We start from the raw sequence: 25826 nt of genomic DNA on the forward strand, positions 1-25826 counted from the left end.
GTGAAGATTACTTGGTAAGATATAAATATATTATGGGTATATTTTTTGCTGGCCTTCTATTTACGTTGTTTCTATATCCAAATTTACCGAATTATCTAGCGGTGCACTGGAATCAGAATGGTGAACCAAATGAATATGCGAGGAAGCAAGTGGTGGTATTATTTATTCCTTATCTTATTGTTTTTTTTCATGGTCTGTTGTATATAATCTCACGTTACGTATATAAGTTTAATGAGAATGACCACTATATTGTGATGAGATTTAAAGAGAATGTATCGCTATTTTTATTATTTATTCATATGTTTATTCTTGCTATTGGCACTGGAATAGATATACCATTTCAAACGGGTCTTATAATAGGGATTAGCGCGTTTCTTTTTATGGTTAGTAAAGGATTTAAAAAAGGAAGAAAAAAAGAAGAGGAGCCGATTGTGTTACAGAAAATACGTTTGTTTAGTCAGCGTATTTTTCAATACATGTCGCTTATCATATTAATTTGTTTGTTTTTGAAACTACAATGGGGATTGTATCTACTAATCGGTGTGATTAGCTGTGGGTCTATTGCTTTTATGTGTTGTATTTTGTATTCATATATACTAGAAAATTATGAAACATAAAGTAAAATTTTAATCAGTGGGGGCTTCTTTATCTCCCCACGCTGATTATCGGCCCTCACCAATCGAGCTTTTCCGGGCAGTTGATCCCAAAACCTAACGTCTTGTTTTCGCTGAATTTTGAGATGAAGGTCTTACTGCTCGCGAATAGAGGGAAAAAAGGAGTCTTCTATAATAGGAGACTCCTTATATATATAAGTCCATTTTGATTTTCCAATATATAAGTCGCGGCTATGAAGACCAAAAGGAGACCTGCACTCATTGTCTCCTTTTGGTTTCACATGGCATGGGACAGAAAAAGGATCTGACCGCTTCTATGTGCGGCCAGATCCTCTCTCCCCCTCTAAAAAGAAAGGTTTTAATTCATATACTTACTTCGTAATAAATTGTTGTGTCCAGTAGTTTCCACTTTCAACATAACCAACACCGATGTGAGTGTAACCGCTATTTAAAATATTTGCACGGTGACCTTCACTATTCATCCAAGCTTGTACAACTTCTTCTGGTGTACGTTGGCCTTGTGCGATGTTTTCACCTGCAGATTTATAAGAAATACCGAACTTCTTCATCATATCGAATGGAGATCCGTATGTTGGGCTATTATGATCGAAGTAGTTATTTTTTTGCATATCTTCAGATTTAGCACGTGCAACTTTACTTAATTCAGCGTCAACTTTTAATGCTGGTAAGCCTTGTTTTGCACGCTCAGCATTTGTTAATTCAACAACGCGTTGTTCAAATTCGCTTAAAGAGCCTTTTGCTTCTTCAGCTGGCTTTTGAGCCTCTGGTTTTGCTGTTTCTTCAGCCGGTTTTTGTTCTACCGGTTTAGTAGTTTCTGGTTTAGTAACCTCTGGTGTAGTAGGTACGTTTGGTTGCTGACCAGGAATGAAGCAGTTCCCTTGTTGGAATTTTACTTGATTCCATTGTGCTAGAGAGTTAATTCCCATAGATTGTAAGTATTTTTGTAATTCTTGTTGATTCATATGTTGCATAAAGGCTTTAGAATGCTGAATATTTTGAACCTTTATTGTGGATGGTTGTACCGTTGCTGCCTCGGCACTAAGAGTAGATGCTCCGAATGTAAATGCAGTTGCTGCTGCTACAGATAATAAAACACGCTTTTTCATGATATGTGTCCCCCTATGTAAAAGTTTTTTAACTGTTCTCACACAGATTTATTTTTGACAGCCTGTCCGACTGACAAATTCATCGTAGCATACAAATTGCCGGAAAAAAGATGGAAAAAAATACATAGACTATAAAATTACCTATTTTATCCTAGATTTAAATAAGAGATGAAATGCGAGAAAACTAGATTGTAAAAGGAAATTTCAGCATTTTCTGCCTTGCTTATAAAGGTGATATTTTGGGTGAAATTACCTATTTAGGAAAGATGAAAACCATTCACATCAAGGGTTTTACCATTTTTTTGAGGAATATAATGGATGCTTTTTTACAAAGTTGTAATCTTTTTGTTGTTCTTTTTTTATAGACGGTAACATATTTTTAATCTTGTAGCGAATAAAAAAGCGGCTATCTCTTTACATAGAAGAAAGAGATAGCCGTTTTCACATTGTTACATATATTACGAGTTTGATTCAATTGCTTCTAATAATAAATCTACAATATGAATACCTCTCATTTTATGAGAAAGCTTTTCACGTTCAATGCCGAGTTTCATTTGTAGTAAGCACCCTGGATTTGCAGTGACAATTGTTGTTGCATCGGTTTCATGAACACGTTCCATTTTGTAATCTAAAAATTCCATGGATAATTCCGAATGTACAATATTATAAATACCAGCAGAACCACAGCAACGATCCGCTTCTTTCATTTCACGATATGTCACACCTTGAATTGCTTGTAAGAGCATACGAGGTTGAGAAGATGTCCGCATGACATTACGCAAGTGACAAGAGTCTTGATACGTAATAATTTGCGGAGGAAGGCGTAAATCAGTTCGTTTATGAAAATCTAATTCTACTAAAATAGCAGTGATATCTTTTATTTTCGTAACAAATTGTTTTGCGCGTTCTGCCCATTTTGGATCATCTTTTAATAGGTAGTCATAATCTACGAGATACGCGCCACAACCACCGGCGTTTGTAATAATATAATCAATTTTTAAATCTTCAAAGGCTTGGATGTTTCGTTTTGCAAGCTCTTTTGCGCCACTTTTTTCCCCGGCATGACCATGTAGTGCTCCGCAGCAACTTTGTTCTTTTGGAATCACAACATCACAGCCAGCAAGTTGAAGGAGTTTCATCGTAGCGTTGTTTGTTTCCAAAAACATTGTATCCATTAAACAGCCAGTAAAGAAAGCAACACGTTTTTTCTTTGTTGTTTCAGCTGGTAAAAATTCAGGGCGATTTTTCATTTCTTTCATCTTAGGTACTTTTGGTAAGATGAGATCCATTGTTGCGAGTGTTTCTGGGAACAACTTCATAATGCCTGTTTTATGTGTTAACGTTTGTAAGCCAGAGCGTTGATAAAAACCGATTAGTCCTGTTAATGTTCGCATGCGATTTTGGTGAGGGAATAAGCCTTCGAATACAATTTTGCGAACAGCTTTGACGGGCATAGAGAACTTTTTATTTTGATTCATAATATCGCGTGCTTCTTCTAATAAATGTCCGTAATTTACGCCAGATGGACAAACAGGTTCACAAGCGCGGCACCCAAGGCAAACATTTAATGTATTTTCAATATCTTCATCCGGCTCAATTAATCCATCGACAACGCCCTTCATTAAAGCGATACGACCGCGCGGGGAATGAGACTCTTTATATCCAGATTGAATATAGGTAGGACAAGTTGGTAAACAAAATCCACATCGCATACAGTTTAATAATTCATCTTCATTCAGGCGTTCTTTAAATGCTTTTTGAATCTGGCCCTTATTTAATGTTGTCATCTTTCTACCACCACTCTTTTACGAGAGTCCTTGGCAAACATTTTTCCAGGATTCATAATGTTATGTGGATCGAAAGCTTGCTTAATACCTTTCATAGCAGCGATGCCTTCTTTTCCTAATTTCAACTCTAAATAAGGAGCTTTCATGGCACCAACGCCATGTTCACCTGTAATGGTACCACCAAGTTCAATTGCCTTTTCGAAAATTTCTGCAAAGGCTTGTTCAGCACGGTGCATTTCTTCAGCATTACGAGCATCGGTCATACATGTTGGATGTAAGTTTCCATCACCAGCATGCCCAAATGTACAAATAGAAATATCATATTTTTTAGCGATGGCATTAATTGCTTCAACCATAGGAGCAATTTGAGAACGTGGTACAGTAGCATCTTCTAAAATTGTGGTAGGTTTCAGTCTTGCTAGAGCAGAGAGCGCACTGCGACGCGCTGTACGGAGTGCATCTGCTTCTGTTTCATCCTTTGCAATACGAACATCAACCGCATGCATAGAACGGCAAACTTCAGCCATTTTTTCAATATCGCGGTTCACAACTTCAGGAGAGCCATCTTGTTCGATTAGGAGAATTGCTTTTACATCTGTTGGTAAACCAATCTGTGCAAATTCTTCTACCACTTCAATTGTTGGTTGATCTAAAAATTCAAGTGTTGCTGGAATAATTTTATTGGCAATAATTGCTGATACAGCACGAGCGGCTTCATTGATGTCTTGATATAATGCAAGCATTGTTTTCTTTGTTTCAGGCATTGGAACAAGTTTTAAAATGGCTTCTGTTACAACACCAAGTGTGCCTTCAGAGCCGATGAATAGACGAGTTAAATCATAGCCAGCTACATCTTTTGCTAATTTACCACAGGTGCGAATGATATCACCATTTGGCAAGACAATCTCAAGGCCCATAACATAATCTCGTGTTACACCGTATTTTAAACCGCGTAAGCCACCGGAATTTTCATTGATATTCCCACCGATTGTAGAAATCTTCATAGAGCTTGGATCTGGTGGATAAAATAGCCCTTTTTCTTCCACTGCTTTAATAATATCAAGTGTAATGACACCAGCTTGCACGGTAATTGTTAAGTTTTCTTCATCTATTTCTAAAATATGATTCATATGGCGGAAGATAAGAACAACTCCGCCTTCAAGTGGACATGTTCCTGCGCAAAGGTTTGTTCCAGAGCCTCGTACGTAAACTGGAACTTTATGATCGTTACATACTTTTAATATTTCAGCTACTTCGTTCGTGTTGCGTGGTGCGACAACCGCATCGGGCATCGCTTGGAAATTTGGAGTTGCATCGTAGCTATACGTTAAACGTCCCATGTTGGACGTATCTACATTATCTTTGCCAACAATGGATACGAATAAATCAATAATATGTTGTTCTAACATTAGAAAATCCCCCTCAAACTGTTAACTTGTTTATCCTATTCATAAGAGTTTGACTCATTTCATCATTCAATGACTATTTACTGAATGATGAAAATAAGAATATACACGTTGTAACAGTGTTTTCATTATAATCATAAAAAAGTAGGGGATTTCTTTCTATGTATAATCAACTGAAGATTAATTGTTTTTGCTGTCTTTTTTTGTATGATTATCTAATAAAAGAAGTGCAAAGTATAAAATAATTAAATCTTTAAATTGTTTTGGGTCAAGTCCTGTATAATCTTCTATTTTTTTAAGTCTGTAATGTAATGTATTAATATGAATGTGTAACAGTTCTGCTGTTTGTTTATAGGATTGATTATGATCGATAAATAAGCGTAGTGTTTGCATGAGTTCAGTTGCAGGTAGCAAGTGATAAATGGTGCGTTGAAGAAATTCTTCACGAGTGTTAGCGGTAATATCTTGTAAACACATTTCTAAACGTAAATCTTCATTAAATATAATGCCTTTTGTTTTAAAGGCAACCGAAAGCGCACGCAATGCTTGTTCGTATGATACATGCATTTCATTTGGCATTACTGTTTGTCCAATACCAATATATAGTATAATCGGAAATAAAGATTCACAATCGTGTTTCAATCTCTTTAAAAATTGAAAAGTTCTTTTCTTTGCTTCCATTGTTGTAAATAATATAAAACGGTCATTTCCCCAGCGTACAAATAGTTCCTCTTTAGCTAACAAGTTACGAATATGCTGCCAAATTTTCCGTTGTAGCATTGTATCATCTTGATCAAATGAAAATAAAATAAGTTGTTTTTTCTTATGTAAATCGATACCGAGTGTTTTCGCACGGTCGAGAAAACTAGGAGACCAATCATTGCTTTGCAACCAATCAAAAACAAAAGCTTCATAGGAACGTTGCTCGAGTTCTAGTTGTTCTAAAAAATAATTTTCATGAATTAATAATTCGGTCATTTTTCGTAATATTTCCCCGTATTGTGAAATGTTTTCGGGTTCACCTGTAATGCCAATAACGCCAATTACTTCATCATGGAAAAGGAGAGGCAGATTCATTCCTGCTTTTACCCCTTGTAAATATCGTTCATCTTCTTTTGTAATGATGACAGTTTTCTTTTCTTTCGCACAGCGAAGGGCGCCTTCATGAAATTGTCCAATTCGTGCTGGATTTGTGCTAGCGATAATTGTGCCTTGTATATCAATAATTATAATATTTTCAGTAATTAGCCTTCGAACTTCACGGACAATTTTGTTTGCTAAATCGGGAAAAAGCATAATTTGCACACCTCTATTTCTATTTGTTGTACATTATATATGTAGTTTTATTAAGACTAGGAAGATTTCACACTTTCCTCACAAATATTTGCTATTTTACAATTATAACGAAATCATCTAAAGATGGAGGGAATCTTTTGAAGAAATACTTTTTTCTGCTATGTTTTTTGTTTCTGTTAGCAGGATGTCAGGGGAATTCATATACACCGATTGCTAAAAATAAAAGTATCATCATAACAACAAATATTAAAGAAGGTAGCGTTAGTTTTATTGATGAAAAGTCGAAAAAGACATTAACAACATGGGAATTAAAAGAACCTATTACAGGAATCGTGCTGCTGCCAAGTGGGGAAGACATGCTTGTATATGGTAAGCAGTTAGAATATGCATATATATACTCGTTAACAGAAGGAAACGAAGTGAACAAATGGAAAACGGGAAAAGGAATTACGAATGTCATCGTATCAAATGATGGAAAACAATTATTTATGGCTGATCAAAATGAACAAAAAGTACGATTCTTTACAACAAATGGAAAAGAGACAGAGAGTGTTTCGGTAGGAAAAGGCCCGCTAACAATGGTGCAGAATGATAAACAATTACATGTATTAAATTTTTATGATACACAGTTATCAACAATTGACTTAGACCAAAAGAAAGTTGTGCATTCATTTATGGTACCACCAGCATCAACAGGGGCAATGGTCAGCGCTGATGGAAAGGAAATATGGATTGGTGGACATGGAGATGGGAAGCAAGTGAATGAGAAAGTATTGGTTTATTCTTTAGCAGATGGACAGATGATTCGCTCTTTACATGCACCATTTATGCCAGTTAGTCTTGCAGGAGATGAAAAATTCGTGTATGCATTAAGTCATGGATCAAATACATTAAGAAAATTTGATGCGCGAACATATCAAGAAGTAGGAGCTCTTGAGGTAGGATCTAATCCATTTGCTTTTTTGAAAAGTGGGAAAGAAGGTTATGTAGCTAGCTATGATAGTAATGAAGTGTATGTAATTGATATTCAGAAAATGAAAGTGAAACAAACGATTGCGGTTGGAAAGGGACCGTTTCAACTTACGCAGCGAGAAGGGAGAGAGGGAGAGAGATGAACAAACATAAAGTGTTACTTGTAGATGATGAAAGTGATATGATACAGCTTGTTGGCATGTATTTAGATAATTTCGGATATGAATGGGGAGAAGCAGAGAACGGAAAAGATGCGCTTCATATGCTTGATACAGATCATTATGATTTTGTTATTTTAGATATTATGATGCCACAGATGGATGGAATTTCAGTCTGTAAAGAAATTCGAAAAACATCGGATGTACCGATTATTTTTTTAACAGCAAAAGGAGAAGAATGGAACCGCGTTAATGGTTTACGGATGGGAGCGGACGATTATATTGTAAAGCCATTTAGTCCAGGTGAGCTCATTGCTCGTATGGAAGCTGTATTAAGAAGATATACGAAGCAAGAACAACAAGAAGAAGAACTTCAATTTGGTCCAATCGTAATTAACGAAAAAAGTCGTCGAATTGAAATAGACGGAGAGCCTATTTCTCTTACTGTAAAAGAGTTTGATCTACTTTATTTTCTTTGCGGGCATAATGGACAAGTGTTTAGTCGTGAGCAATTACTTGAAAAGGTATGGGGATATGATTACGCAGGAAGTACGAGAACGGTAGATACACATGTGAAAACGATGCGTTTAAAACTTGGAGAAAGTGGAAACTACATTCAAACAGTTTGGGGTGTAGGTTATAAATTTGAGGTGTAACATGTTTACGATGGTACAAAAGCTTTGGCTTACGGTGGTATGTGCAGTATGTGTAACAGTTTCTTTTCTTTATTTCGTGTCCTTATATTCATATGAAAAGTTATATGTTCAAAACATTGAAGATTCGTTAGTAATGGAAGGGAAAAGGCTCGTATCTCAATATAAAAAGGACGAGGGTACGTTAGCGTTTGGAGAGAAAGTTCAGGCATTTGATCGTATCTCGAGTGCGGATGTACTTTTCGTTAGTAATCCTCGTGATTTAAGTGCTTGTATACCTTTTGATGTACATCATCATTCCCTTATTAGTGAGAGTGATAGACAAACATTGTTAGATGGAAAGACTGTTACGAAGGTTGGATATGAAGAACATTTCGAGCGTAATATTATGGGAGTTGTTATTCCTGTTTTAGAAGAAAAGAAATTAGTTGGGATTGTGTACTCATATATTCCATTAAAGAGTATTAAAGATTTAATCTATGATATGGGACTTATTTTAGCTCCATTAGCTTTCGTTATGATTTTACTTACAATATGGATTGGTAGAAAAATTATTATTGCGATTACAAAACCGCTCTCACAAATGGAACGAGTCGCAAATCATATGGCAACAGGAGATTTTTCTGAGCGTATTACGATTTCGTCGGAAGATGAAATAGGACGTTTAGGGAAAGCGTTTAATAAAATGGCAAATTCATTAGAAATGGAAGATGTCAAACGTAAGGAATTTTCAGCAAATGTTTCTCATGAACTGCGGACGCCACTAAGTTATATTAAGGGGTATAGTGAAGCGATATTAGATGGAGTTGCAAAGGGACAGCAACAATCAAAATTTACACAGCTCATTCATAGAGAAGCTGGTCGTATGCAACGGCTTGTTCATGATTTATTGGATTTGGCGCAACTTGAAGGAGACCATTTTCCATTAAAAAAACAACCGATTGTATTTGCGCAGCTTATTGAAGATGTATTAGAAACGTACGAATTGAAATGTATGGAAAAAGAGCTGTATATTTCAACGGATCTTGATCCAGATATTATTGTAACGATTGATGAGGATCGGATGCAACAGGTGCTTCATAACTTGCTAGACAACGCTATTCGTTATACAAATCAAAATGGAAACATTTCTATACAATTGAAGAAAAAAGATAGGCAGTGTGAATTGAAAATAAAGGATACGGGAATTGGTATTGATGCTGAGCATTTAGAGCAGCTTGGCGAACGTTTCTATCGGGTTGATAAAGGGCGAAGTCGCAGGCATGGTGGAACAGGTCTTGGTCTTGCGATTGTCAAACAAATCGTGCATATCCATGATGGAGAATGGCGAGTCGAAAGTGAAAAAGGAAAGGGAACAACGGTTATTATAAAATTACCTGCGAATGAAGAAGGAAGTATGTTTTAGTTGTCAATTTCCCCACTTAAACGTAACACGTTTTGAAGTGGGGGTCTTACTATTCGTGAATAGAGGGGGAAATAGGAAATGAAGGCGAATAATACCAGATTAAATACCAGTTACAACCCGCTATTGGGTATAATAACCATCAATTTCCTCTATATAACAAAAATTTGGCTATTTTATGAACAAAACATTTGTACTTCTTACTAATTCGTTCTAAAATGGTTATGGATGCTATGTTCTTATAAATCGTTTGAATTGTTGTTTGGATGATACTGAGGTGATTTAACTGGAGTACAAATCTATTAAGCCGAAAAAAATTTACGAAGAAGTATCTGAAGCCATTTTAACGATGATAAAAAATGGTACATTAAAACCTGGTGACAAACTTCTTCCTGTTCATCAATTAGCCGAGCAGTTTCAAGTTGGCAGATCTGCAGTTCGTGAAGCGCTTAGTGCCTTGCGAGCTATGGGGTTAATTGAAATGAAACAAGGGGAAGGAACATATGTGAAGAACTTCGATTCTTCAGCATTGACAAAACCTTTAAATAACATGTTGTTAATGAAGAAGGAAGATATTTTAGATTTATTGGAAGTACGAAAAGTGCTTGAAGTCGGGGCAGTTCGGGCAGCAGCAGTAAAACGTACAGAAGATAATTTGAAAAATATGAAGCATTGGTTAGATGAAATGGAAAAAAGCATGGGGAATGAAAGGGCTGGTGAAAAAGCGGACTTTCATTTTCATATGGGAATTGCAGAATCTTCACATAACAACATCTTACTCGAACTTATGAATCATGTTTCGGAAATGATTGCTGAGACGATTGGTGAGTCGAGACGCATTATTTTATATGGTGAACAAACAACAGCAGAACGACTTTTAGAAGAGCATCAAGTTATTTATGATGCGGTATTGAAACAAGATGTGGAATCTGCACAGCAAGCAATGCTAAATCATTTAACAAATGTAGAGCATATTGTCACAGGTAGACAAGATATAAATTCGTGATTTAGTCTTTCAAAAATTCATTTTTCTGATAGAATAGAGAAAGATTGAGTAAGCGTTTTCTTTTTAGGGAGAGGTTTAGGTAGTTCAATTATGCCTAGCTTCTTCTTTCTGTTAAGTCATCTGATGACCATATGATTGTTGGCGAAGTTGTAATGAGGGGGAATTATAATTATGAAAGTTACTTTGTTTGTTACTTGCTTAGTTGATATGTTTGAAACAAATGTTGGTAAAGCAACGGTTGAATTGTTGGAGCATTTGGGGTGTGAAATTGAATTTCCAGAAGCTCAAGTTTGCTGTGGACAACCAGCATATAACAGCGGTCATGTAGAAGCAGCAAAAGAAGCGATGAAGCATATGATTGAAACTTTCGAAGATGCAGAATATATCGTTACACCATCTGGTTCTTGTGCGACAATGTTTCATGAGTATCCACACGTTTTTAAGGATGATCCGAAATGGGCACCTCGTGCACAAAAAGTAGCAGATAAAACATATGAATTAACACAATTTATTGTTGATGTGTTAAAAGTTACAGATGTTGGTGCGCACTTAGAAGGAACAGCGACTGTTCACAAATCTTGTCATATGACACGTTTGCTAGGAGTAAAAGAAGCTCCAGGGATTTTACTATCAAATGTAAAAGGGCTAACTGTAAAAGAACTACCAAACGTACAAAATTGTTGTGGTTTTGGGGGAACGTTTTCAGTTAAAATGACACCAATCTCTGAACAAATGGTAGATGAGAAAGTGGATAGTGTGATGGAAACAGGTGCTGGTTATTTAATTGGTGCTGACTGTGGGTGTTTGTTAAACATTGGCGGACGTATTGAGCGCTTAGGTAAAGAAGTAAAAGTAATGCATATTGCTGAGGTATTGAATAGTCGCTCATGAAGGGGGAACATAAGCTATGTCTATGAAAATCAGTGAGAAAAAATTTAATGATCGCGTTGGCGATGGAATTCAAGATTCATTTATGCGCGGGGCAGTATCTTCTGCACAAACGCGTTTATATACAAATCGCTTAAAAGCAGCCGATGAATTAGGAAACTGGGAAGAATGGCGTGAACTTGGTGAACAAATTCGTCAGCATACGTTAGAAAACTTAGACTACTATTTAATGCAACTGAGTGAAAATGTATCTAAAAGAGGCGGGCATGTTTTCTTTGCAAAAACGAAAGAAGAAGCAGCACAGTATATTCAAGAGGTAGCAAAGAAGAAGCAAGCAAAAAAAGTTGTAAAATCAAAGTCGATGGTAACGGAAGAAATTAGCATGAACCATGCACTTGAAGAAATTGGCTGTGAAGTATTAGAGAGTGACTTAGGTGAGTACATTTTACAAGTAGATAACGATCCACCATCTCATATCATTGCACCAGCACTTCATAAAAACAGAACGCAAATTCGTGATGTGTTTAAAGAAAAGCTTGGGTATGAAAATTCTGATGATCCATATGAAATGACAAAGTTTGTTCGTAAACAACTTCGTGAAAAATTTATGGATGCTGAAATTGGGGTAACGGGATGTAACTTTGCAGTTGCAAATACAGGCTCTCTTTGTCTAGTAACAAACGAAGGAAATGCTGACCTTGTTATGTCTATTCCCAAAACACAAATCGCGGTAATGGGTATGGAACGTATGGTTCCAACTATGGAAGAACTAGATGTTCTTGTTGGTTTACTGTGCCGCAGTGCGGTTGGTCAAAAATTAACAAGTTATGTAACGGTAGCAGGACCGATTCAGGAAGAGGAAGTAGACGGACCAGAAGAATTTCATTTAGTTGTTGTTGATAATGGACGTTCTACAATTTTAGGTTCTGAATTCCGTCAAGTGTTGCAATGTATTCGCTGTGCAGCTTGTGTAAACGTATGTCCTGTATATCGTCATGTTGGGGGTCACTCTTATGGATCCATCTATTCTGGTCCAATTGGGGCAGTATTAACACCACTTTTAGGTGGATATGATGATTATAAAGAGCTTCCGTATGCTTCTAGTTTATGCGGAGCGTGTACAGAAGCTTGTCCGGTAAAAATTCCATTGCATGACTTGTTATTAAAACATCGCCAAGTCATTGTTGAGGAAGAAGGGCGAGCGCCACTTGCAGAAAAATTAGCAATGAAGATGTTTAGTATGGGTGCGTCTTCCGCATCTTTATACAAAATGGGATCTAAAATTGCTCCGGCTGCTATGAGTCCATTTACGTCTGGTAATCGTGTAACGAAAGGTGTAGGACCGCTGAAAAACTGGACGGATATTCGCGAGTTCCCAGCTCCAAGTAAAGAAAGATTCCGTGATTGGTATAAAGATCATAAGAAAGGCGGGAATGACTGATGACAGGGACAATTCAAAACCGTGATTCCTTTTTAGACAACATTGCGAAAGAACTTGGGCGTGCGCTTAAAACAGAAGGAGTACAGCGTCCAGTATGGAAGAATAATGTAAACGTAGAAACGTTGAAAGATTATTCAGAGGAAGAATTGTTAGCAGTATTCAAAAAACAATGTACCAACATTCATACGACTGTAATTGAAACAACAAAGGATGAACTGAGTGCAGTAGTTCGAAAAGTAATTACTGAAAACGGCGGCGGACCTATTTTATTATCGGGGGACGAACGTTTTGATACATACGGTTTGAATGCTCTATTTTCTATAGAACTTCCGAACGAAAATGTTGAAGTAAACACTTGGGATCCAGAGAAAAAAGAAGAAAATATTCGCTTAGCTGAAAAAGCAAATATCAGTATTGCTTTTAGTGATTACACATTAGCAGAATCCGGTACAATTGTCGTGCAAAGTCATAAAGGACAAGGTCGTTCTTTACACTTCTTGCCTACGATTTATTTTGCAATCATTCCACGTGAAACAATTGTACCACGTATTACACAAGCGGTTCATGATATGAATACGCGTGTAGAGAATGGAGAAGAAGTTGCATCTTGTATTAACTTTATTACAGGTCCAAGTAACTCAGCTGATATTGAAATGAATCTTGTTGTAGGTGTACATGGACCATTAAAAGCATATTATTTTGTAGTGTAAAATGGGGAAAAGCAGGCTAAGAAATGGCCTGCTTTTTTATTAGAACAAAGATAATGCGAAATGGAAGTGTCGCTCTCTTTTTGCTATATTTTTTGGGGGAAGGAGAGGATGGTGTGATATTTTATTTATATGCTTTTTTAATAGGGACGGTGCTAGGTTCTTTTTATACGGTTGTAGCAGTACGCATTCCTATTGGACAATCTATTATTGCTCCTCGTTCTTATTGTGACTATTGTCGTCATACGCTAAGGCCGAAAGAGCTTATTCCAATTATTTCTTTTTGTTTACAAAGAGGTCGCTGCATTCATTGTAAAATGAAAGTACCCTTTATTTATACATTGTTTGAGGTGATAACAGGGGGAGCATTTCTTTTTTTTACGTATGTGATTGGAATGGAGAAAGAACTAATTCTTATATGGACGTTACTTTCTTTACTCATTATCATTACAATGACAGATTTGTTCTATATGTTAATCCCGGATGTAATTTTATTCTCTTTTGCTTGTTTATTTGTAATAGAACATATTTTTATTTCACTCGTTCCTTGGTGGGAGGGTTTGATTGGTGGAGGAACGATATTTATTGTGTTATATCTCGTTCAAATTCTATTTCCGAATGGACTTGGAGGAGGGGATGTGAAATTACTTTCGCTACTTGGATTTATAATAGGGGCGAAAGCAATTTTTATTGTGCTTTGTTGTGCTTCTAGTTTGAGTCTTTGTTTCTTTGGAATTGGTATGTTACTCAAGCGTATTACATCAAGACAACCATTGCCATTCGGACCGTTTATTGCACTTGGAACAATATGTTATTTGGCTATGATATATCTGGAATAAAGTGAAACTGTAACCAGTGGAGGTATTACTGTCCGCAAATAGCGGGATAAAGGAGAAGTAGAAAATGAAAGTGTATATGGATGATCAAAGACCTTGCCCCTTTGGTTATGTCTTAGCGACAACAGCCGAAACTGCTTTAAATTTTTTGCGCAATTCTGATGTAGATATTATATCGCTCGATTATAATATGGGATGGCGTCAGAAAAATGGTTTGGATTTTTTAGAAGTTTTTTGTACGGAAGGCCTTTATGTACAGGAAATTCATTTACATACAAATGATTCAATTGGTATGCAGTACATGTTAGAGCGGATAAATAAAGGAAAAGAAACGAGAGAGATTTCCTCAAATATACAGGTGAAATGTACTGGAAGTTAAAAAGCTCCAAGGGGATCCTTGGAGCTTTTTTAGTGTTTCATCTGTGCTTGTAAAGGGATGATTTCTTCTTGTTGAACTGCTTCTAGGTTATCTTCTGCCGCTTTAGGTTCTGGATTTTTTTGAGTTAAATAATGATATACCATCCCAACGAATACGGATCCGCCGATAATGTTGCCAATTGTAACCGGAATTAAGTTATGGATAGCACCAGCGAAAGAAATTGTATCAGGATGTGGTGATACTAAAGATAGTGCAAATAATGATAAGTTTGCAATACTATGTTCATAACCGGATAAGAAGAAAGTAAAGACAAGAAACATCATAATAAGTATTTTTGCTGTATCTCCTTTTACTTGAGAAGGTAGGAAACATGCAAGGCACACGAGCCAGTTACATAAAATCGCTTTGAAAAATAATTGCATTGTAGGTGTTCCCATTTTTACTGCAACGACTGTACTCATTAAATGTCCATGATTGATTGATTGGAAAATACCAGTTGCATAAAATAACAATGCAAAAAATACTGCACCTGCTAAGTTACCTGCATAACAAGCAACCCAATTACGAAGTGTATCGCCAATTGTTGTTTCTTTTCGCAGAGTTGCGACTGTAAAATACATTGTATTTCCTGTGAATAATTCAGCTCCACCATATATAATTAATATGAGTGCAATTCCAAAAAACATAGAAGATGCTAAATATGTTGCGGGTGAATTTACAACATTGAAGAAATTTCCTAATTTAAAACATAGTACAATAGTAAAACCAATATAGATGCCAGCTAGTGCAGCGCGAATGAAATATTGCATTGGATTTGCATCCAACATTTGTTTCTTTTTCTGCGCAAGTTGTACAACGTAAGCTAATCCTTGTTCTAGCATAATTAATACGCTCCTTTAGTACATTGTCTGTAAGTACTCTTCATATGAATAAGGTACACGTATTTACTCTTAGTTTCAATAAGTTTGTGCAATATTTCACAAAAAGGACATACCTTCTAAATGAAAGCGTTAACAAATTGTGGTATGATATCATATGTTTGTAAAAATAGAGGGAAATGGCAACTTTTTATGTAATAAAATGAAACTTCTATCATTGGGGCGTTATCTTTCAAGGATGGCAAATGGATTAGTTATCCTCCATCTATCTATTTTGGAAGGGGGACTATTTAGTGTGAGGTAAATGAAAAAACGCTGTTGTTACAGCGCTTTTTCATCCAAATTCTTTTGTGTATTTTGGACACTTGTATCTTTAGATAAGAACCAACCACCCATTGCAATTCCAATTAGTACAATCCAAAATCCAATTTTCCATGGTGCTGATTCTGGGAAACTGTGTGGAATAACGCCTAAAGCAGGATGAGCCAATGTATAAACAGCTAATTTAACACCAACCCAACCAACAATTAAGAAAGCGGCAGTTTCTAAACCTGGTTTGCGTTTTAATAGTTGTACGAAAGCTGATGCAGCAAATCGCATAATAATCAATCCAATCATACCACCTGCAAAAATAACCAGGAATTGTCCAGTATCAAGGCTACCAATTGTACCAAGACCTGTTTTGGGTAAAGTCATCGCTAATGCTACAGCTGCTAAAATAGAATCAACAGCAAACGCAATGTCAGCAACTTCAACTTTAAATACTGTCCACCAAAAGTTTTCTTGTTTTTTCTTTGATTCTTTCTCTTCATTTTCCTCATGCGAATTCTTTTTAACGTATGTTTTGAATAAATGGTTACCAGCGATAAACATTAAGTAAATGGCACCGATTGCTTGCACTTGCCATACGTCGACTAAGAAGGAAATCATAAATAATGATCCGAAGCGGAACACGAAAGCTCCTGCTAATCCATAAAACAATGCTTTTTTTCTTTTTTCTTCTGGTAAATGTTTGACCATGATAGCAAGAACTAGCGCGTTATCAGCTGCTAAAATTCCTTCTAGTGCAACTAAAATTAATAATACCCAACCATACTCCAATAATAATGATACATCCATGTACATTCTCCTCTCATTTGTATAAATATTAAACAAGTGAAGAGGTTTCCCCACTGTTTAGTTTCCCCATACTCCAGCCTATCGACGGTGGGATAAACTGGAAAAAACAAAAAAGACCTCTGCCGTTGATAGGCAAAGGTCTTGCTAGACATATGTAATGAAAATGCCAACAAAGCCGGAAGAACAGAGTTCTACGTAATGACGACTTTGTTTCCAAGAATAGATTCTTGGACGCTACTCCCCTTTGGAGATATGCTATTGTATTTTCATTATATGGGTGATGTAAATGTTTGTCAACCTGTTAAAATGTCTTCGTTTGGATATTTTATCTTTCTTTGGTTTTTACGTGCAAAAGAAAATGCTAATGTTAAAGGGCCCATCTTTCCAAAAAACATCATAAATATAATGGTTATCTTCCCGATTATTGTCAATTTTGAGGTAAGTCCCATACTGAGACCAACAGTCCCAAATGCCGAAAATACTTCAAAGGCACTCATTAAGAGGGGAACTTGTTCGGTGATACTTAAAATTAATATGGCGAAAAAAATAAATGAGATTGAAATGACTACAATGGCAAGTGATTTTACAATCAAACCATCTTTTATTGATTTTTTAAAGATGACAATGTCATCTTGCTCTTGTAAAAATTTAAGAACCCCGAGTAGCATAATTAAAAAGGTTGTTAATTTAATACCGCCACCTGTTGAAGCACTACCAGCTCCAATGAACATGAGCAACATCATTAGTAAAAGAGATGGTTTTGTTAATTGTGCCATGTCTACAGTATTAAAGCCAGCTGTACGTGTGGAAACAGCTTGGAAATAGGCTGCTAGTCCTTCTTCAAACGGTGTAAATCCTTTCATAGAAATTGGATTATGGAATTCAAATATAAAAATTAAAATTGTAGCAGCAATATTTACAATAAGAGTAGATGAGAGCATAAGTTTAGAGTGTAATGTAAGGTTCTTAAAGTTGCGTTTTCTTTTTATATCCACTATGACTGTGAAACCAATTCCGCCTAAAATAATGAGAGAGGAAATGACTATGTTGACGAGTATACTATGAGATTGTGACATTAAATTATCAGTCCAAATGGAAAATCCGGCGTTGTTAAATGCTGAAATGGCATGAAAAAAACTATAATATAGTCCGTTAAAAACACCGTATTTTGGAACCCATTCAAAAGCAAGAAGAAGAGTAGCGAAACATTCAATGGTAAAAGAAAATAGAAATAATGATTTTGCGAGACGAATCACTCCGCCGATATTTGTTTGATTTAATGCTTGCTGTAGTAAGATTCGATTTTGGAGACCGATTTTTCTCCCGAGCATAATCGCGATTAATATAGCAAAGCTCATAATGCCGAGGCCGCCAACTTGTATGAGTGTTAAAATGACAAGTTGCCCAAATAGGGTGAACACTTTTCCGGTGTCAACAACGCCGAGTCCTGTAACTGTAAATGCAGAAACAGTTGTAAATAATGCATCTAGCCAAGAAATTGAAGTTGTAGTGGAGATAGGCAGTTTTAATAGGCATGTTCCGATAATGGATAGTGCAATAAAAGATAACGTAAGTACACGAGGAGGACTCATTTTAATATTAATCCGTTTCATATTATATACCTTTCCTTTCGGCTTGCTCTTTGTAGTATGTCAAAAAGAATTACAATGTATGTTGAAAAGGAAAAGAGGCAGAATATATCTGCCCCTGAATCAATTATTTATAGAATTATCCACGTAATTGTTGTTGTGCTAAGGAAACGAGACGTTTTGTTACTTCGCCACCGACAGATCCGTTAGAACGAGATGCTGTATTCGAACCTAAGCTTACACCAAACTCTTGTGCAATTTCATATTTAAATTGTTCTAGCGCTTGCTCAGCACCAGGAACAAGTAATTTATTTGTTTTTACCACTGATAACACATCCTAATTTATATTCCAGTTTATTTGTTTTTAATGAGCGGTAAAGGAATGTTTTGCTGATACAAGCTAGCTCACTGTATAAACTGGTATCGTTAGTGTATGTGTTATATGTTTGGTCATACACGGAAGTAATCGGTGAGATTAGAAGTTATTGGATACGAAAAAAGAGTAGCACACATGCTACTCTTTTTTCATTATTGTTGCTGTACCTTCGACAACTATATCATTCCATTGATTATATACATTTGTTTGCAACGTAATAATTTTTTTATCATCACGTTTTTTGATAACTTCTGCGACTACGCGTAAGGTATCACCAATTTTTACAGGTGCACGAAATGATACATTTTGTGATAAATAAATTGTGTTTTTTCCTGGTAATTTTGTTCCGAGAATGGTCGAAATAAATCCTGAAACAAGCATACCATGTGCAATTCTTTCTTTAAACATTGTTGTTTTTGCAAAAGAGTCCAGAATATGAATTGGATTTACATCCCCGGTCAGTTTTGCAAAAGTGATAATGTCTTCATTGGTAATCGTTTTTGTTAAGGATGCTTGATCGCCAACTTGAATCTCATCATAATGAAGCTCTGGAACAGACTGCGCTTCTTGAAATGGATTCATTTTTTCCTCCTTCTTTTCCATATCGAAAAATGTAAGCCATCTTGATGCAATGGGAGGAAGAAAGAGTTTAGTTTGTTCTGCGGTAAGCTGCCACATTTTCCTTACTTGATGGAAGTAAATAGATTTTTTGAGTTTTCCTCGAACTTTTTTACGAGTTCCAGTTGTGTAGATTTGAATTCTTCCAAAAAACCTTCTAATTGTTTTTGACCCTCGTCACGTTGAAGTTGTTGTTGTTCAATGAATTGTTTTGTTGTTTCTTCAAACTTGCCGTTCGTTTGAGTAAGAATCGATAAAGATGTTTTTGTTGGAGACACAGTAAGTTGATGAATATGATTAGAAAGTTCGTTCCATTTTTCTTGCCATTCGTTAATTTGTTCATTTAAGGAGTTGCCTGTGAATTGCTTCACGTATTCTGTATATTGACTATTAAATTGAGTAGTGAATTGTTGTAGTTCTTTTTCGAGTTCATCTACTCCTGCTGTTAATTTATGCAAAGCATCCTGCTGTTGTTTTAAAGTTTCTAAAGTAAGTTGCTCCAATTGTTTCCCTGCTGAAGAGAAAAGGGAAAGAGAATGTGACCAATTTTTCCAAAATGCATCGACCAGTTCGTATGGTTTAGTTTCCATGGTTTGACCTCCAAATATTTTTTTGCATATTGTGAACGCAGATTATTCTGCTGTACCACCAGGTGAAGATGAAGATTTTTTTTCATCCTTTTCTGGAGAAGTAGAAAATGGAAAGAATGCATTGGTGTATAACGTGAAGAATGTTCGCAACATATTTTGGTAATGTTCAAAAGAGGTCGCGCATGTTGCTAAATATTGCTCTCCATATTCTGTTAAAGAATAAATTCGCTTTGCTGGCCCTCCTTCACTTGTATCCCAAGTGGAAGATATGAGGTTTTCTTTTTCTAACTTGCGCAAGGTTCTATAAACATTACCTTGGTCAACGGAAGAAAAGCCAATATCCATTAGCATTTGAATCAGTTTGTAACCGTGAAGACTCCAGTCTTTTAGACAGAGAAGTAAGAAGGGAACTAAGAAGTTTTTTGGCATGGAGTTTGGTTGTTTCGCTTGGTTTGTTTCCAAACTTTCTTGTTGTTCTGGTTCATTATGTAGCATGATTGTGCATCACCTCATGAATCAGTTAAATGGAATTTTTTGCTTATAAGTGCAATTTACACCTATCTGTTTTCTATGTCAATACATTTGTTGGAATATAGAAAAAAACAAAATACAGACTTGAAGTTTTATTCAGAATATTGGAAAATAGTGAATAGGTTGAATTGTTTCAAAAACGAATAAAGGAGTGTAGGAGAAGTGATTGATCAAAAATTCGATCCACTGCAAGCATGGAAAGAAGCTTATGAACAGACCGAAACATTTTGGGGAAAAACGCTCAATGAAACAATCAAAACAGAAGAGTATTCTGCTTGGATGGGAAGCGTTCTAGATTTGAATTTGTTTTATCAGAAGATGTTGAATGATGCAACAAAAGGCTATTTAGAAAAAGTGAACATGCCAACCCAAGACGATATCGCAAGAGTAGCTACGCTTGTTATTAACTTAGAAAATAAAGTTGATAACATCGAAGAGTTTTTGGAAGAAAAAGCAGATTCTTTAGGACAATCTCCTACGCTAAAACGTGATGTAACAAAAGTGAAACAAGATATTCGTACATTAGAAGATAAAGTGGATAAGATTTTAGGATTACTTGAAAAACAAAATGAAGTGTTAGCAAAATTACAGGAACCAGCGAAAGAAGTGGCGAAAGCGCCTCTGAAACCAGAGAATAAAAAGTAGTTAAGAAGTGTTGTTTATACGTTCAAAAAGGGAAAGTAAGAACCTCTTTTACGAATGGTATGAACAGCTGAAAATAGTTTGTATGTAGAATATCGTTTTAAAATATGTATCAAGGTGATGCATTCTTATATCTAACAAATTCAATAAAGGGGGAATAGAAATGGTTCAATTAAATGGTAAAGTAGCAATCGTAACAGGTGGGGCAAAAGGAATTGGTAAAGCGATTACAGTAGCATTAGCAAAAGAGGGAGCAAAGGTTGTTATTAACTATAATAGCAGTAAAGAAGCGGCTGAAAATCTAGTGAATGAATTAGGAACAGAAGGTCATGATGTATATGCAGTTCAGGCAGATGTTTCTAAGCTAGAAGATGCGAAACGCCTTGTAGATGAAGCTGTGAATCATTTTGGTAAGGTAGATATTCTTGTAAATAATGCTGGTATTACAAGAGACCGTACTTTCAAAAAATTAAACCGTGAAGATTGGGATCGCGTAATCGATGTAAACTTAAGTAGTGTATTTAATACAACGAGTGCGGCACTTCCTTACATAACAGAATCAGAAGAGGGTAGAATCATTAGCATTTCTTCTATTATTGGACAAGCTGGTGGATTTGGACAAACAAACTATTCAGCAGCAAAAGCTGGTATGTTAGGATTTACAAAGTCATTAGCGCTAGAACTTGCGAAAACAAATGTAACAGTGAATGCGATTTGCCCAGGATTCATTGATACAGAAATGGTAGCAGAAGTGCCGGAAGATGTTCGTCAAAAAATCGTTTCTAAGATTCCAAAGAAACGTTTCGGACAAGCGGATGAAATTGCAAAAGGTGTTGTATACTTGTGCCGTGATGGAGCGTATATCACTGGTCAACAGTTAAATATTAACGGCGGATTATATATGTAATGAAGCAAGGAAAAAGTGCATATCCATAGCAGGAGTGCACTTCTTTCTTGAAGAAGGAAATCAGTTAAAAAGGAGATAGGAAAATGACTACATTCGTAACAGAATGGGAAAAGCAATTGGAACTATACCCAGAAGAATATCGAAAAGCATATCGTCGTTTTAAAAGAGCGAGTGAAGTTTTACTGCGTGAACCAGAGCCACAAGTTGCTTTAACTCCAAAAGAGGTCATTTGGACGAAAAATAAAACGAAGCTGTATCGTTACATTCCAAAGCAGGAAAAAACACATTCAGTTCCCATTTTATTGATCTATGCGCTAATTAATAAACCATATATTATGGATTTGACACCAGGAAATAGTTTGGTGGAATATTTAGTAGATCGTGGTTTTGATGTGTATATGCTTGATTGGGGCACATTCGGTTTAGAAGATAGTCATTTAAAGTTTGATGATTTTGTGTTCGACTATATTGCAAAAGCAGTTAAAAAAGTAATGCGAACTGCAAAAGCGGACGAGGTATCTCTACTCGGATATTGTATGGGTGGTACGCTAACATCCATTTATGCGGCACTTCACCCGCATATGCCGATTCGAAATTTAATTTTTATGACAAGTCCATTTGATTTCTCTGAAACCGGATTATATGGTCCATTATTAGATGAAAAGTATTTTAACTTAGACAAAGCAGTTGATACATTTGGAAATATACCGCCGGAAATGATTGATTTCGGAAATAAAATGTTAAAGCCAATTACAAACTTTGTTGGTCCGTATGTTGCTTTACTTGACCGCTCAGAAAATGAGCGCTTTGTTGAAAGCTGGAAGCTAATTCAAAAATGGGTTGGAGATGGTATCCCATTCCCAGGTGAGTCGTATCGACAATGGATTCGCGATTTTTATCAAAATAATAAATTGGTTAAAGGTGAGCTCGTGATTCGAGGTCAAAAAGTAAAACTTGAAAACATTAAGGCAAATGTCTTAAATATTTCTGCAAAACGTGATCATATTGCATTGCCATGCCAAGTAGAGGCGTTGCTGGATCATATTTCTAGTACAGACAAACAGTATGTGTGCTTGCCGACAGGACATATGTCAGTTGTATATGGTGGAACGGCTGTAAAACAAACGTATCCTACAGTTGGAAATTGGCTTGAGGAACGCTCTAATTGAAGTGAAAAAGTGATTAATATGGCTTGAACAAATATCTTTTTTGTTCATACGAATGAAATGGAAAATCCAGCTAGCATAGGCTAGCTGGATTTTTTTATGTAAAGTAACAAAAAATAAAAGGGAGGAAATTCAATTGTAGGAGAATAGTTATGAAATTAGCATTAGGGAAGTTATACTGGAATGAAGAAGCTTGTATGCCTTGTTATCCGATATTAGAAAATGATATGATATGTGATGTGCTTATTGTTGGAAGCGGAGAATCAGGCGCTCAAATTGCATATTTTTTAACAAAATTAGGAATGAGTGTCACGTTGATTGATAAACGAAAAATTGCACACGGAAGCACAGTTGCTAATACAGGATTACTACAATTTGTTCATGATAAGTCATTGACATCTTTGATTCATACATTTGGGGAAGCAAAAGGGGTGCGAGCTTATCAGCTTTGTTACGAGGCACTGCGAACATTGGAACAGGTTGTTCCAATGTTAGATATTGATCCTTGTTTTATTCCGAGAAGAAGCTTATATTATGCAAGTCAAAATGAAGATATTTCATTCCTTCAAGAAGAGTATCGTACATTACAACGTTACGGATTTCCTGTTGAGTATTTTACAGAATCTGATATTAAGAAACGATATTCATTTAAAAAACCGGCAGCATTATATACAGGGGGGGATGCAGAAGTGAACCCGTATATGTTAGCTCATGGTCTTATACATAAAGCAAACCAGCTAGGTGCTTCTACTTTTGAAAATACAGAGGTTGTGCATATTAAGCCTGTTCAAAAAGATTTGGTTTCTTACACAAAAATAGGTAAGAAAATTGTAGCGAAAGCAGTGATTATGGCTACAGGATATGAAACACTATTTGGGAAAAAAGAAGCAAATACAACGGTAGAAACCTCTTATGCTATTGTTACAAATGAGCAAGAGCATTTTAATGGGTGGCACGAACAATCATTAATTTGGGAAACTGCTCGGCCGTATTTGTATTTTCGTACGTACAAAAATAGAATTATTGTAGGCGGATTAGATGAAGCGATACAACTTCAGAAATTTGGTGATACAAAGTTATTGCATAAACGAGAATTGCTAACTAAAATTATACAAGAGATGTTTCCAAATCTTTCAAATATAAGAGCTGAATATTATTGGGCTGCTGCATTTGGCGGAAGTCATGATGGTCTTCCTATTTGTAAAGAAGATGATAAAGTCTCTAATTTGTATTATGCATTACCGTATGGGGGAAATGGAACTGTATATGGAATGGTATTTGCAAAACTATTTCAGCAGTTATTTACAAATAAAGAAAATGATGATTTTTCTTTGTTTAATCGATAGAAAAAAGGTAGCGAAGTGATGGGATGAGAGATATAAAGAAATTTTTGCAAAAATTGCGTCCGGTACAGCTTATTGTTTTATTTTATTTCATAGCAGTAATTGTTTCTGTAATTTTATTAAGTTTACCATTTGTCATTAAGCCAGGTGTAAAATGGACTTTTATAGATGCGTTATTTATATCTGTTAGCGCTGTTAGTGTTACGGGGCTTTCAGTGGTTTCTATTCCAGATACGTTTAATACGGCAGGTATTATGATTTTAGCGCTCGTATTACAATTAGGCGGTTTAGGAATTATGGCACTTGGTACATTTGTTTGGATGATAACAGGTAAGAAAATAGGTTTGCAGCGAAGACGATTAATTATGGCAGATCATAACCAAGGAAATTTATCAGGGCTTGTTGAGTTGATGCGGTCTATTTTAATTTTGATTATTTCGATAGAAGTGGTTGGGGCGCTTCTATTAGGAACAAGATTTTTACTCTATTTCCCAAGTTGGAAAGAAGCGTATTTTCATGGTTTTTTTGCCGCTGTTAGTGCAACAACGAATGGTGGATTTGATTTAACTGGTCAGTCGCTTATTCCATATCAGAAAGACTATATTGTACAAATAATTCATATGCTTCTTATTATTTTAGGAGCAATTGGCTTTCCTGTGCTAATGGAAGTAAAACAGTATTTGAGTAAGGAAAAACATCAATTGTTTCGTTTTTCACTATTTACAAAATTGACAACAACGACATTTTTCTCGCTTATTATTGTGGGAACAATCGTTATTTTTTTATTGGAGCGAAATCAGTTTTTATTAGGGAAATCCTGGCATGAAACGGTATTTTATACGTTGTTTCAATCCGTTACAACGAGAAGTGGTGGATTAGCGACAATGGATATACGTGACTTGTCACAGCCGACGCTTTTATTTATGAGTGTTTTAATGTTTATTGGTGCTTCTCCAAGTTCAGTTGGAGGGGGAATACGTACAACGACGTTTGCTGTGAATATTCTTTCCCTATATACGTTTGCAAAAGGTGACAGAACGGTACGTGTTTTTAAACGGCAATTGCATGAGGAAGACGTTTTAAAAGCGTCCGTTGTTATGACTATGGGGATTTTATTATGTGCTTCTGCTTTATTTATTTTATCGATGACTGAAAATGCACCATTTATGAGTTTAATTGTTGAAGTATGTTCTGCATTTGGAACGACTGGGTTATCAACAGGTATCACTTCTGATTTAACAACTGCTGGAAAACTTGTATTAATTGTTCTTATGTTTATTGGTCGTGTTGGTATTTTAACATTTATTTTAGCAAGTGGTGGAAGGGAACAACCGCCTCGCTATAAATATCCCAAAGAGAGAATTATTATTGGATAACATGAAACCATTCTACCTA

The 25826-nt window shown here is 35.9% G+C and carries 26 protein-coding genes and 1 riboswitch; of the genes, 15 read left to right on the plus strand and 11 right to left on the minus strand.

All coding sequences use genetic code 11. The features are described from left to right. The first annotated feature begins 11 nt into the window (after positions 1-11). Positions 12-617: a DUF1648 domain-containing protein gene (locus JDS96_RS08060; RefSeq protein WP_018764147.1), complete on the plus strand. Its 606-nt coding sequence runs from the start codon at positions 12-14 to the stop codon at positions 615-617. A 368-nt stretch (positions 618-985) separates the two neighbouring features. Here the strand turns inward: JDS96_RS08060 and JDS96_RS08065 are convergent, their stop codons facing one another. The 4 genes from JDS96_RS08065 to JDS96_RS08080 all read right to left on the minus strand — a co-directional run bounded on the left by JDS96_RS08065 (position 986) and on the right by JDS96_RS08080 (position 6230). Continuing rightward, the gene (locus JDS96_RS08065; protein WP_199666569.1) at positions 986-1741 is read right to left on the minus strand and encodes a CAP domain-containing protein; all 756 of its coding nucleotides are present in this window, start codon (positions 1739-1741) and stop codon (positions 986-988) included. Between the two features lie 458 nt (positions 1742-2199). Continuing rightward, positions 2200-3528 (minus strand): (Fe-S)-binding protein, encoded by a 1329-nt coding sequence (locus JDS96_RS08070; RefSeq protein ID WP_199666570.1) that lies wholly within the window; start codon positions 3526-3528, stop codon positions 2200-2202. After that, complete coding sequence (gene glcD / locus JDS96_RS08075) at positions 3525-4937, minus strand: glycolate oxidase subunit GlcD (protein ID WP_199666571.1); 1413 nt, start codon at positions 4935-4937, stop codon at positions 3525-3527. The genes JDS96_RS08070 and glcD overlap by 4 nt, the downstream gene beginning before the upstream one ends. A gap of 177 nt (positions 4938-5114) precedes the next feature. After that, positions 5115-6230, minus strand: coding sequence for a CdaR family transcriptional regulator (locus JDS96_RS08080; protein WP_006094082.1), 1116 nt, complete (start codon positions 6228-6230; stop codon positions 5115-5117). 137 nt (positions 6231-6367) lie between these two features. Here JDS96_RS08080 and JDS96_RS08085 point away from each other — a divergent pair, with 137 nt between their 5' ends. The 9 genes from JDS96_RS08085 to JDS96_RS08125 all read left to right on the plus strand — a co-directional run bounded on the left by JDS96_RS08085 (position 6368) and on the right by JDS96_RS08125 (position 14672). Next, the gene (locus JDS96_RS08085; protein ID WP_199666572.1) at positions 6368-7345 is read left to right on the plus strand and encodes a YncE family protein; all 978 of its coding nucleotides are present in this window, start codon (positions 6368-6370) and stop codon (positions 7343-7345) included. Continuing rightward, positions 7342-8016: a response regulator transcription factor gene (locus JDS96_RS08090; protein WP_199666573.1), complete on the plus strand. Its 675-nt coding sequence runs from the start codon at positions 7342-7344 to the stop codon at positions 8014-8016. The genes JDS96_RS08085 and JDS96_RS08090 overlap by 4 nt, the downstream gene beginning before the upstream one ends. Position 8017: 1 nt before the next feature. Beyond that, a complete protein-coding gene (locus JDS96_RS08095; RefSeq protein WP_003206404.1) occupies positions 8018-9418 on the plus strand; it encodes a sensor histidine kinase in 1401 nt (466 codons plus the stop codon). 313 nt (positions 9419-9731) lie between these two features. Then, positions 9732-10421, plus strand: a complete 690-nt coding sequence (locus JDS96_RS08100; RefSeq protein ID WP_255258758.1) for a FadR/GntR family transcriptional regulator — start codon at positions 9732-9734, stop codon at positions 10419-10421. Positions 10422-10592: 171 nt separating this feature from the next. Then, positions 10593-11312: a (Fe-S)-binding protein gene (locus tag JDS96_RS08105; protein ID WP_199666574.1), complete on the plus strand. Its 720-nt coding sequence runs from the start codon at positions 10593-10595 to the stop codon at positions 11310-11312. A 16-nt stretch (positions 11313-11328) separates the two neighbouring features. Further along, on the plus strand, positions 11329-12750 hold the full coding sequence (locus JDS96_RS08110; RefSeq protein WP_003196053.1) for a LutB/LldF family L-lactate oxidation iron-sulfur protein: 1422 nt from the start codon (positions 11329-11331) through the stop codon (positions 12748-12750). Then, positions 12750-13460 carry a LutC/YkgG family protein gene (locus JDS96_RS08115; RefSeq protein ID WP_199666575.1) on the plus strand — a complete coding sequence of 237 codons (711 nt, stop codon included), beginning with the start codon at positions 12750-12752 and terminating at the stop codon, positions 13458-13460. Before JDS96_RS08110 ends, JDS96_RS08115 begins: the two co-directional genes overlap by 1 nt. 53 nt (positions 13461-13513) lie before the next feature. After that, positions 13514-14296, plus strand: a complete 783-nt coding sequence (locus JDS96_RS08120; RefSeq protein WP_199666597.1) for a prepilin peptidase — start codon at positions 13514-13516, stop codon at positions 14294-14296. 64 nt (positions 14297-14360) lie between these two features. Then, the gene (locus JDS96_RS08125) at positions 14361-14672 is read left to right on the plus strand and encodes a cyclic-phosphate processing receiver domain-containing protein (protein ID WP_199666576.1); all 312 of its coding nucleotides are present in this window, start codon (positions 14361-14363) and stop codon (positions 14670-14672) included. 29 nt (positions 14673-14701) lie between these two features. Here JDS96_RS08125 and JDS96_RS08130 read toward each other — a convergent pair whose 3' ends face one another. From JDS96_RS08130 to phaQ, 7 genes are all read right to left on the minus strand, one after another. Next, positions 14702-15553, minus strand: a complete 852-nt coding sequence (locus JDS96_RS08130) for a formate/nitrite transporter family protein (RefSeq protein WP_003196057.1) — start codon at positions 15551-15553, stop codon at positions 14702-14704. A 318-nt stretch (positions 15554-15871) separates the two neighbouring features. Continuing rightward, positions 15872-16669, minus strand: a complete 798-nt coding sequence (locus tag JDS96_RS08135; protein ID WP_033795989.1) for a TerC family protein — start codon at positions 16667-16669, stop codon at positions 15872-15874. Positions 16670-16744: 75 nt separating this feature from the next. Then, a riboswitch (yybP-ykoY riboswitch) is annotated at positions 16745-16924 on the minus strand. A 38-nt stretch (positions 16925-16962) separates the two neighbouring features. Then, complete coding sequence (locus tag JDS96_RS08140) at positions 16963-18282, minus strand: TrkH family potassium uptake protein (RefSeq protein WP_003196060.1); 1320 nt, start codon at positions 18280-18282, stop codon at positions 16963-16965. 115 nt (positions 18283-18397) lie between these two features. Beyond that, entirely contained in the window at positions 18398-18583 is a 186-nt protein-coding gene (locus JDS96_RS08145; RefSeq protein WP_000241213.1) for an alpha/beta-type small acid-soluble spore protein, read from the minus strand. 189 nt (positions 18584-18772) lie between these two features. Continuing rightward, on the minus strand, positions 18773-19216 hold the full coding sequence (locus tag JDS96_RS08150) for a MaoC family dehydratase (RefSeq protein ID WP_018764158.1): 444 nt from the start codon (positions 19214-19216) through the stop codon (positions 18773-18775). Positions 19217-19317: 101 nt separating this feature from the next. Continuing rightward, the gene (phaP, locus tag JDS96_RS08155) at positions 19318-19842 is read right to left on the minus strand and encodes a polyhydroxyalkanoic acid inclusion protein PhaP (protein ID WP_003196062.1); all 525 of its coding nucleotides are present in this window, start codon (positions 19840-19842) and stop codon (positions 19318-19320) included. Between the two features lie 42 nt (positions 19843-19884). Further along, positions 19885-20337, minus strand: a complete 453-nt coding sequence (gene phaQ, locus JDS96_RS08160) for a poly-beta-hydroxybutyrate-responsive repressor (protein WP_003196063.1) — start codon at positions 20335-20337, stop codon at positions 19885-19887. A 198-nt stretch (positions 20338-20535) separates the two neighbouring features. On the opposite strand from phaQ, the gene phaR reads away from it, so the two are divergent. From phaR to JDS96_RS08185, 5 genes are all read left to right on the plus strand, one after another. Then, positions 20536-21018: a polyhydroxyalkanoic acid synthase subunit PhaR gene (phaR, locus tag JDS96_RS08165; RefSeq protein ID WP_003196064.1), complete on the plus strand. Its 483-nt coding sequence runs from the start codon at positions 20536-20538 to the stop codon at positions 21016-21018. Positions 21019-21178: 160 nt separating this feature from the next. Further along, a complete protein-coding gene (locus tag JDS96_RS08170) occupies positions 21179-21922 on the plus strand; it encodes an acetoacetyl-CoA reductase (protein WP_003196065.1) in 744 nt (247 codons plus the stop codon). An 83-nt stretch (positions 21923-22005) separates the two neighbouring features. After that, positions 22006-23091 carry a class III poly(R)-hydroxyalkanoic acid synthase subunit PhaC gene (gene phaC / locus JDS96_RS08175; RefSeq protein WP_003196066.1) on the plus strand — a complete coding sequence of 362 codons (1086 nt, stop codon included), beginning with the start codon at positions 22006-22008 and terminating at the stop codon, positions 23089-23091. Positions 23092-23240: 149 nt separating this feature from the next. Beyond that, the gene (locus JDS96_RS08180; RefSeq protein ID WP_199666577.1) at positions 23241-24434 is read left to right on the plus strand and encodes an NAD(P)/FAD-dependent oxidoreductase; all 1194 of its coding nucleotides are present in this window, start codon (positions 23241-23243) and stop codon (positions 24432-24434) included. A 23-nt stretch (positions 24435-24457) separates the two neighbouring features. Beyond that, entirely contained in the window at positions 24458-25807 is a 1350-nt protein-coding gene (locus JDS96_RS08185) for a TrkH family potassium uptake protein (protein ID WP_003196068.1), read from the plus strand. The last annotated feature ends 19 nt before the right edge of the window (positions 25808-25826 follow it).

Origin of the sequence: Bacillus cereus group sp. N21 (assembly GCF_016483395.1) — a bacterium.
In the GTDB taxonomy this organism is placed as follows: Bacteria; Bacillota; Bacilli; order Bacillales; family Bacillaceae_G; genus Bacillus_A; species Bacillus_A pseudomycoides.

What these genes read in the sequence shown, in the direction of transcription:
- glcD (WP_199666571.1), bottom strand. Translation starts at nt 4,937, where the DNA reads ATGTTAGAACAACATATTATTGATTTATTCGTATCCATTGTTGGCAAA.
- phaP (WP_003196062.1), bottom strand. Translation starts at nt 19,842, where the DNA reads ATGGAAACTAAACCATACGAACTGGTCGATGCATTTTGGAAAAATTGG.
- JDS96_RS08185 (WP_003196068.1), top strand. Translation starts at nt 24,458, where the DNA reads ATGAGAGATATAAAGAAATTTTTGCAAAAATTGCGTCCGGTACAGCTT.
- JDS96_RS08065 (WP_199666569.1), bottom strand. Translation starts at nt 1,741, where the DNA reads ATGAAAAAGCGTGTTTTATTATCTGTAGCAGCAGCAACTGCATTTACA.
- JDS96_RS08105 (WP_199666574.1), top strand. Translation starts at nt 10,593, where the DNA reads ATGAAAGTTACTTTGTTTGTTACTTGCTTAGTTGATATGTTTGAAACA.
- JDS96_RS08090 (WP_199666573.1), top strand. Translation starts at nt 7,342, where the DNA reads ATGAACAAACATAAAGTGTTACTTGTAGATGATGAAAGTGATATGATA.
- JDS96_RS08130 (WP_003196057.1), bottom strand. Translation starts at nt 15,553, where the DNA reads ATGCTAGAACAAGGATTAGCTTACGTTGTACAACTTGCGCAGAAAAAG.
- JDS96_RS08120 (WP_199666597.1), top strand. Translation starts at nt 13,514, where the DNA reads ATGCGAAATGGAAGTGTCGCTCTCTTTTTGCTATATTTTTTGGGGGAA.
- JDS96_RS08095 (WP_003206404.1), top strand. Translation starts at nt 8,018, where the DNA reads ATGTTTACGATGGTACAAAAGCTTTGGCTTACGGTGGTATGTGCAGTA.
- JDS96_RS08070 (WP_199666570.1), bottom strand. Translation starts at nt 3,528, where the DNA reads ATGACAACATTAAATAAGGGCCAGATTCAAAAAGCATTTAAAGAACGC.
- JDS96_RS08110 (WP_003196053.1), top strand. Translation starts at nt 11,329, where the DNA reads ATGTCTATGAAAATCAGTGAGAAAAAATTTAATGATCGCGTTGGCGAT.
- JDS96_RS08180 (WP_199666577.1), top strand. Translation starts at nt 23,241, where the DNA reads ATGAAATTAGCATTAGGGAAGTTATACTGGAATGAAGAAGCTTGTATG.
- JDS96_RS08080 (WP_006094082.1), bottom strand. Translation starts at nt 6,230, where the DNA reads ATGCTTTTTCCCGATTTAGCAAACAAAATTGTCCGTGAAGTTCGAAGG.
- JDS96_RS08125 (WP_199666576.1), top strand. Translation starts at nt 14,361, where the DNA reads ATGAAAGTGTATATGGATGATCAAAGACCTTGCCCCTTTGGTTATGTC.
- JDS96_RS08115 (WP_199666575.1), top strand. Translation starts at nt 12,750, where the DNA reads ATGACAGGGACAATTCAAAACCGTGATTCCTTTTTAGACAACATTGCG.
- phaQ (WP_003196063.1), bottom strand. Translation starts at nt 20,337, where the DNA reads ATGCTACATAATGAACCAGAACAACAAGAAAGTTTGGAAACAAACCAA.
- JDS96_RS08135 (WP_033795989.1), bottom strand. Translation starts at nt 16,669, where the DNA reads ATGGATGTATCATTATTATTGGAGTATGGTTGGGTATTATTAATTTTA.
- JDS96_RS08150 (WP_018764158.1), bottom strand. Translation starts at nt 19,216, where the DNA reads ATGAATCCATTTCAAGAAGCGCAGTCTGTTCCAGAGCTTCATTATGAT.
- phaC (WP_003196066.1), top strand. Translation starts at nt 22,006, where the DNA reads ATGACTACATTCGTAACAGAATGGGAAAAGCAATTGGAACTATACCCA.
- JDS96_RS08140 (WP_003196060.1), bottom strand. Translation starts at nt 18,282, where the DNA reads ATGAAACGGATTAATATTAAAATGAGTCCTCCTCGTGTACTTACGTTA.
- JDS96_RS08170 (WP_003196065.1), top strand. Translation starts at nt 21,179, where the DNA reads ATGGTTCAATTAAATGGTAAAGTAGCAATCGTAACAGGTGGGGCAAAA.